This is a genomic window from Pseudomonas sp. HMWF006 (genome assembly GCF_003061205.1).
Taxonomy (GTDB): Bacteria; Pseudomonadota; Gammaproteobacteria; order Pseudomonadales; family Pseudomonadaceae; genus Aquipseudomonas; species Aquipseudomonas monsensis.
In genome coordinates this window covers 897-7,043 of sequence record NZ_QAIU01000614.1, presented here as the reverse complement: position 1 = coordinate 7,043, position 6,147 = coordinate 897, and the positions used below count along the sequence as shown (strand labels likewise).

At 58.8% G+C, this 6,147-nt stretch carries 5 protein-coding genes; 2 read left to right on the top strand and 3 right to left on the bottom strand.

Translation table 11 applies throughout. From position 1 onward, the window contains the following. Window positions 1-16 precede the first annotated feature (16 nt). Entirely contained in the window at window positions 17-832 is an 816-nt protein-coding gene (locus DBR24_RS28610) for an AraC family transcriptional regulator (RefSeq protein ID WP_128616377.1), read from the bottom strand. A gap of 263 nt (window positions 833-1,095) precedes the next feature. Between DBR24_RS28610 and DBR24_RS28605 the strand changes: the two genes are divergently transcribed. Continuing rightward, window positions 1,096-1,368: a DUF1652 domain-containing protein gene (locus DBR24_RS28605; protein ID WP_123468581.1), complete on the top strand. Its 273-nt coding sequence runs from the start codon at window positions 1,096-1,098 to the stop codon at window positions 1,366-1,368. Between the two features lie 50 nt (window positions 1,369-1,418). On the opposite strand, the gene DBR24_RS28600 is transcribed toward DBR24_RS28605, so the two are convergent. Beyond that, window positions 1,419-3,893: a UvrD-helicase domain-containing protein gene (locus DBR24_RS28600; protein ID WP_128616376.1), complete on the bottom strand. Its 2,475-nt coding sequence runs from the start codon at window positions 3,891-3,893 to the stop codon at window positions 1,419-1,421. Between the two features lie 262 nt (window positions 3,894-4,155). Between DBR24_RS28600 and DBR24_RS28595 the strand changes: the two genes are divergently transcribed. Then, window positions 4,156-4,851, top strand: a complete 696-nt coding sequence (locus DBR24_RS28595; protein WP_128616375.1) for a pirin family protein — start codon at window positions 4,156-4,158, stop codon at window positions 4,849-4,851. Between the two features lie 217 nt (window positions 4,852-5,068). On the opposite strand, the gene DBR24_RS28590 is transcribed toward DBR24_RS28595, so the two are convergent. Further along, window positions 5,069-6,147 (bottom strand): alpha-D-glucose phosphate-specific phosphoglucomutase (locus DBR24_RS28590; protein ID WP_256591938.1); only part of this gene is annotated, 1,079 nt, incomplete at its 5' end.

The window sequence follows — 6,147 nt, the reverse complement described above, 5'->3', positions numbered from 1 at the left end:
TTCCTAGTGCGTGGGCTCAGGAGAAGTCTTGCGCGCGTGTCCGCAAAGAAATTTGTTTGGCGTACGCCTTCGGCGACTGGCCGGTGTGCTGGCGAAAACAGCTGTAGAACGCCGACAACGAGTTGAAGCCGGCGGCGAACGCCAGTTCATCAATACGTAACGGGGGTGCGGCAGTGTCCAGCGCGCGCAGCAGATGCTGCAGGCGCGCCTGATTGACGTAGCGATAGAAGCTCTGCCCCAGCACCTGATTCAACAGGTAGGAGATCTGATTGCGACTGTAGCCACACTCCTTCGCCACCCGTTGCAGGTCCAGTTCGGGATCGAGATAGGGTTGCTGACGCTCGAAGTACTGCTGCAGATCGTCAGCCATAAAGCTCAGCTGGCGTGGCGACAGGCCGAGGCGACTGACCGCTGGACGCTGGCTCGGTGCCTTGCTGCTTTGATTCTGCGTGCGCACCAGCGAGGCGTATTCGTTGACGCGCCAGATCAAGCCGTCTTTGACCATGAGCGCCTCACTGGAACGGAACGACACCAGCCCTTCACCACCGCGCAATGTCACTTCGTACTGGATGAAGGCGGTATTGCCGTCGACACGGATGCGATCGCAATGCTCGAGCAATTCGTCGGATTCTCGCGGCATGCTGACGCGCACGTACTCGCGCAAGTCGTCGAGGCCGAGTACGCGGTTCTGGAAGAAATCGTTGTACTGAATGTCCGGGTGATACAGCGCCATGACGCTGTCCAGGTCGCGATGCTTCCAGCTCAAGTGATAGCGCATGACCGTGGCGGCCGTGGCCTGGGTCTGTTCCGGGCCGTCATTATCGGCGTGCATAAGTGGCTCGGCGAAAAAGAACCGAGCTTGCCCAAGATCGGCATCTGCATCAATGCCTAATCGCTAGTGGCCTTTTGGCGATGATTGTGTAGGCCGTGACTTACATCAAAAAATGCGAAGCAATCGCAAAATGAACTGAAAAATCTCACAGGAATTTCACATCCGGATGCTACTTTTAATGTCAGTCACCGGTTGAGCCAATGAAGGCTCTTCCCTCCTAACATGGGCAAAAGGAAGCGCTCGATGAAGAAGGCGGGCAACACATGAATAAAGGGTCAAGCAAAGTTACGTTCCCCAATGCCTGCCAACTGATGCGCTGGCATTTTCATCCCATGGGTTTCGAAGCCACGATGGATGCGCCGGGCAGCATGATTGCCCGCCTGTTTGATCGCGCCAGCGGTGAAACCATGATCGCCATCGCCGGCATCCCTTGCGCCACCGTGATGAATGCAGCCGATGTCGAGCGCATCATTGAGGCGGTGGAAGATGAGCTGGAATCCTTCGTACCTCCAGAATCCATTAAAAATTACGCCTAAGCTTTTGATAGAAAACAAAAAAGCCCGCACTGATGCGGGCTTTTTCATGGTCAGGCACTTTGTTTGTCGGGGCGATGGTCGACAAAGAACGGTTTGCCCTTGGCGACCCGGTCGGATGCTCGGGGCATGTTCACCGCCTGCGCGTCCTGCGGTTCGACGTACCAGTAGCAATGGCTGACCGCGCGGGTGATGCCGACGTAAGCCAGGCGCAGGATTTCGTCTTTTTGCGCCGTGTCGTAGGGTTCACTGTCGCCGCTTTTGCCCAATCCGGCCATGCGATACACCTGATTCTTGTAAGGCGAACTGGTCAGGTGCTGGCAATCGCCGAGCAAAAACACCGCATCGGCCTGCAAGCCTTTGGCACTGTGATACGTCAGCTGCTTCAGGCGTCGGGCTTCGTAGGGCAAGCTCGAATCCACATTAACTACCGACTGAATATGCTCTTCAATCAATGACTTATCGCTGCTTTTTCGATAAAGCATCAAGATCGAATGACCCTGGCGATAGTGTTCGGCAAGCCGTTGCGCCAATCCCTGATCATCACGTTCCAGCACATTGACCGGTTGCACCGGCTTGGGCTCGCCACTGGCCCTGGCTTTCTTGCCGGGAATCGCCGGCGCTGCGCGGACGATGTGTTCAGCCGCATCAATGATGTGTTGGTGACTGCGGTAGTTGTCGCTCAGCATCACCCGCGTGGTACTCGGTGACGGGAATTCCTTGTTGAATTCCATGAAGTAACTCGGCGAACTGCCGCGCCAGCCGTAAATCGACTGCCAGTCATCCCCGACACACAGCAACGATGAGCGTTGCGCGCCTCGCCCGACATGCATGGCCGGGCCCCGGCTGCGGATCTCCGTGAGACTGGCGCGAATCCAGGAGACGATTTGCGGCGACACGTCCTGGAACTCATCGATCATCAGGTGCGCCATCGGCCGGAGCAGTTCGTCACCGAGCAGTTTCAGATTTTCCGGCGAGTGTTCACTGAACAGCGCAAACATTCGGTTGTAGGTCATCACCGGCGGTTTCTGATCGAGCAAGTGATCTTCGAAAGCGCGCCAGAACAGACTCAGCGCCTCGAAGAAGAACCGGTCCGGGTCATCCTTGGCGAAACTCATGCGGCCCACCGCGTCCGGCACGTCCAGACCCAGGTTTTCGATGAAACCGGCGGCGGCGACAAAACAGTCGAGCAATGGCGCCGATGCCAACTCGCCCTTGACCTTGTAATCGAAGCCCGGACCGGCCGTCGCGTCGCCTGCCAACGTGGCCAGAACGCGCTTTGATGATTCGTAACTGTCCAGCCAGATCAATGGCTTACGACAGAAAGCTTGAAACAGGGTGCGCTTGACCGCCCATTCCGCACGTACCGTCAGCTTGGCGTTGGGCCGGCAGACTTGCGGGTTTTCCCTTGGATCGAAGCCGAGCACGACCCAGGCGTCCAGACTCGGAATGTAGCCATGGCAGTGGAATGTCGAGCCGTTGATGTCGAACGTCTGGCGATTGGGCTCAATGCCCTTGATCGGCCAGGCACCCGCACGAAACCACAGATCCTCGACGACATCGCACAGCTCTTCATCGCGTCGGGACGCAAGCTCGGTCACCGCCATGCGCTTTTGCACATCCGGGTGATCGCGCTCCAGCTCCTTGAGCTGCAAGCCCGCCCGGGACAGCGGCTGGATCAGTTGCCGAAAACGCTCGTCTTCGTTGAACAAGCGGTGATAGCAGGCATTGAGTTGCTGGCGCTGGGCGTCGTTGATCCGCAGGTCGAACGGATTGCTGTCCACCTCGTCTTCAGCGCCCTGAACCCGGTGACTGAGGTTCTCGAACGCCTGCAAGCGCTCGAAACCCGGCAAGCTGCGCACCATCGGCAGAATGCGCGAATGGAAGGTGCGCACCAGCTCCCGCGCCTGCTTCAGGTTCAGCGGCTGGCCCCAAAGGGCGAACAGTTCGAGCAGTTTGTTGATGAAATCCTTGCGCGATTCACGGGTGAAGGTCACCACGGTCATTGAGTCGAGCTCAAAGCCCAGATAATGCGTGAGCAACAGAATGCGCAGCACCAGCGTGGTGGATTTGCCGGCGCCGGCGCCCGCGACAACGGATGTCGACGGTGTATCGCTGAAAATCATCTTCCACTGTGCTGCGCTCGGTTGCGCGGACTCGGGCAGTAACCGCGCAACATCAGCCTTCATACGCTTCTTCAGCTCGGCGGTGAGCGGCAGGCGCCAGTCATCGAATAAATGGTTGTCGACATTCGGCGGACGATGTTCAGTGCTGCGACTGTCACGGATCAGCAGCACCTGCCGCCCTTCTTCCAACCCTTCGAGCTTGCCCTCTTTGAAGCCGTATTCGACACCGGCGGTATGACCGCTGCGGAAACCATCAGCCTGGCCGTGCAACCACGACGCTCGGTGTTGCGCGCGCAGGCGGGTCAAGCCATGACCAAAGAAACGCGCGGCCAGACGCTTGAACCAGGGCATCTCGGCCAAAGGACGAAGTTCAGGGGGAAGATCGGGTGTGTGTTGCGCCACGCTGACGGACTCCGGGGTGAGGCTGTTGCGGCTATGGTGTCTGTATTCGCCGCCGAGTTCTAGCGAAATGCTTACAGGTCATCGGCTTAGCGGATGAACTGAAGGTACGATGCGACGATTTTTCAGCTGTTCCCATCAATTTATTCGATGCTCATGCCGCACTTTTTACGCTTTTTATCGATGCTTTCCTGATAGATGATCGCCGTCATATACCACTGGGTGCAGTCCGCACGCCCGTGGCGAACCTTCAAAGGAGACGATCATGCTTGAACTCAGACCCTTCAGCTCGCTGGGCGGCGCCCATCACGGCTGGCTGGATGCCCATCATCACTTCTCGTTCGCCGAATACTATGACCCTCAGCGCATGAGCTGGGGCAACCTGCGCGTATGGAACGACGACGTGATTGCCGCGGGTACCGGTTTCCCGCAACACCCGCATCGCGACATGGAAATCATTACCTATGTGCGTGAAGGCGCGATCACCCACCAGGACAACCTCGGCAACAAGGGCCGTACCGAAGCGGGCGACGTGCAAGTCATGAGCGCCGGCACCGGTATCGCGCACAGTGAGTACAACCTGGAAGCGAAAGACACCAAGATCTTTCAGATCTGGATTCTGCCGACCGAAACCGGTGCACCACCGTCGTGGGGCGCGAAACCGTTCCCCAAAGGTCAACGCGAAGGCTTTGTGACCCTGGCCAGCGGCAAGGCTGGCGACGACCAGAGCTTGCGGATCCGCGCCGATGCGCGTCTGGTGGCCGCCAACATCAAGGCCGGGGAAACGGCGGAATATCGCCTCGATGAAGGGCGCCGGGCGTATCTGGTGCCGGCGACCGGCGTGATTGAGGTCAACGGTTTGCGCGCTCAGGCGCGGGACGGCGTGGCCGTGGCGCATGAACGGGTGCTGACCGTGACCGCGATTGAAGACAGTGAAATCGTGCTGGTGGATCTGGCGTAAATGGCAGGCAAAAAAAGGGGCGACCATGACGGTCGCCCCTTTTTTCTATCTACCGCCAACACGGCTCTTATGGCGAGAGATTATCCCCACTGGGTCGCGAAGCGGCCCTGCTTTTCCATTGAAGGGGACTGCTGCGCAGTCCAGCGGGGATAAATCCCCTCGCCACAGATAGCCCCCTCCAAAAGCAGATAAGCCCTCACATCGCATACGCGTGGCGTTACTTTGCGGAAATGGCGCCATCCACCAAGGTCTGCGCTTCAGCCACCAGTTGCTTGAGGTGGTCGTCGCTGATGAAGCTTTCGGCGTAGATTTTGTAGATGTCTTCGGTACCCGAAGGACGCGCCGCGAACCAGCCGTTTTCAGTCATTACCTTCAGACCGCCAATGGCCTGGTCGTTGCCCGGTGCATGACTGAGGATGCTCTGGATCTTTTCGCCGGCCAGTTCGGTCGAGGTCACTTGCGCTGGCGACAGCTTGCTCAGCAGCGCTTTCTGCTCCGGATTGGCCTTGGCATCGACACGTACCGCGAACGGCTCGCCCAGCTCATCGGTCAATGCGCGATAGGCCTGGCTCGGGTCGCGACCGGTTCGGGCGGTCATTTCAGCGGCCAGCAGCGCTGGAATCAGACCGTCCTTGTCGGTACTCCACACGCCACCGTCCTTGCGCAGGAACGACGCACCGGCGCTCTCCTCCCCGCCAAACCCCATAGAACCGTCGAACAGACCGTCGGCAAACCATTTGAACCCGACCGGCACTTCGTACAAACGACGACCCAGACGCTTGGCCACGCGATCAATCAAACCGCTGCTGACCACGGTTTTACCCACGGCGGCATCCGCGCGCCACTGCGGACGGTTCTGGAATAGATAGTCGATGGACACCGCCAGATAGTTGTTCGGAGCGAGCAAGCCACCGGACGGCGTGACGATGCCGTGACGATCGTGATCCGGATCGCAGGCGAAGGCGACGTCGAAACGCTCCTTGAGGCCGATCAAGCCCTGCATGGCATGGCTGGACGACGGGTCCATACGAATCTGGCCGTCCCAGTCGACGGTCATGAAACGGAACGTCGCATCGACTTCCTTGTTGACCACCTCGAGATCCAGACGGTAATGCTCGGCGATGGCCGACCAGTAGCGCACTCCGGCGCCGCCCAGCGGATCAACGCCCAGACGTAGCTTGGCGTCACGAATGGCATCGAAGTCGATCACGTTGATCAGGTCGGCCACGTAGGTGTTCACGTAGTCGTGACGGTGAGTTGTGGCAGCCTTGAGCGCTTGCTCGTAGCTGATGCGCT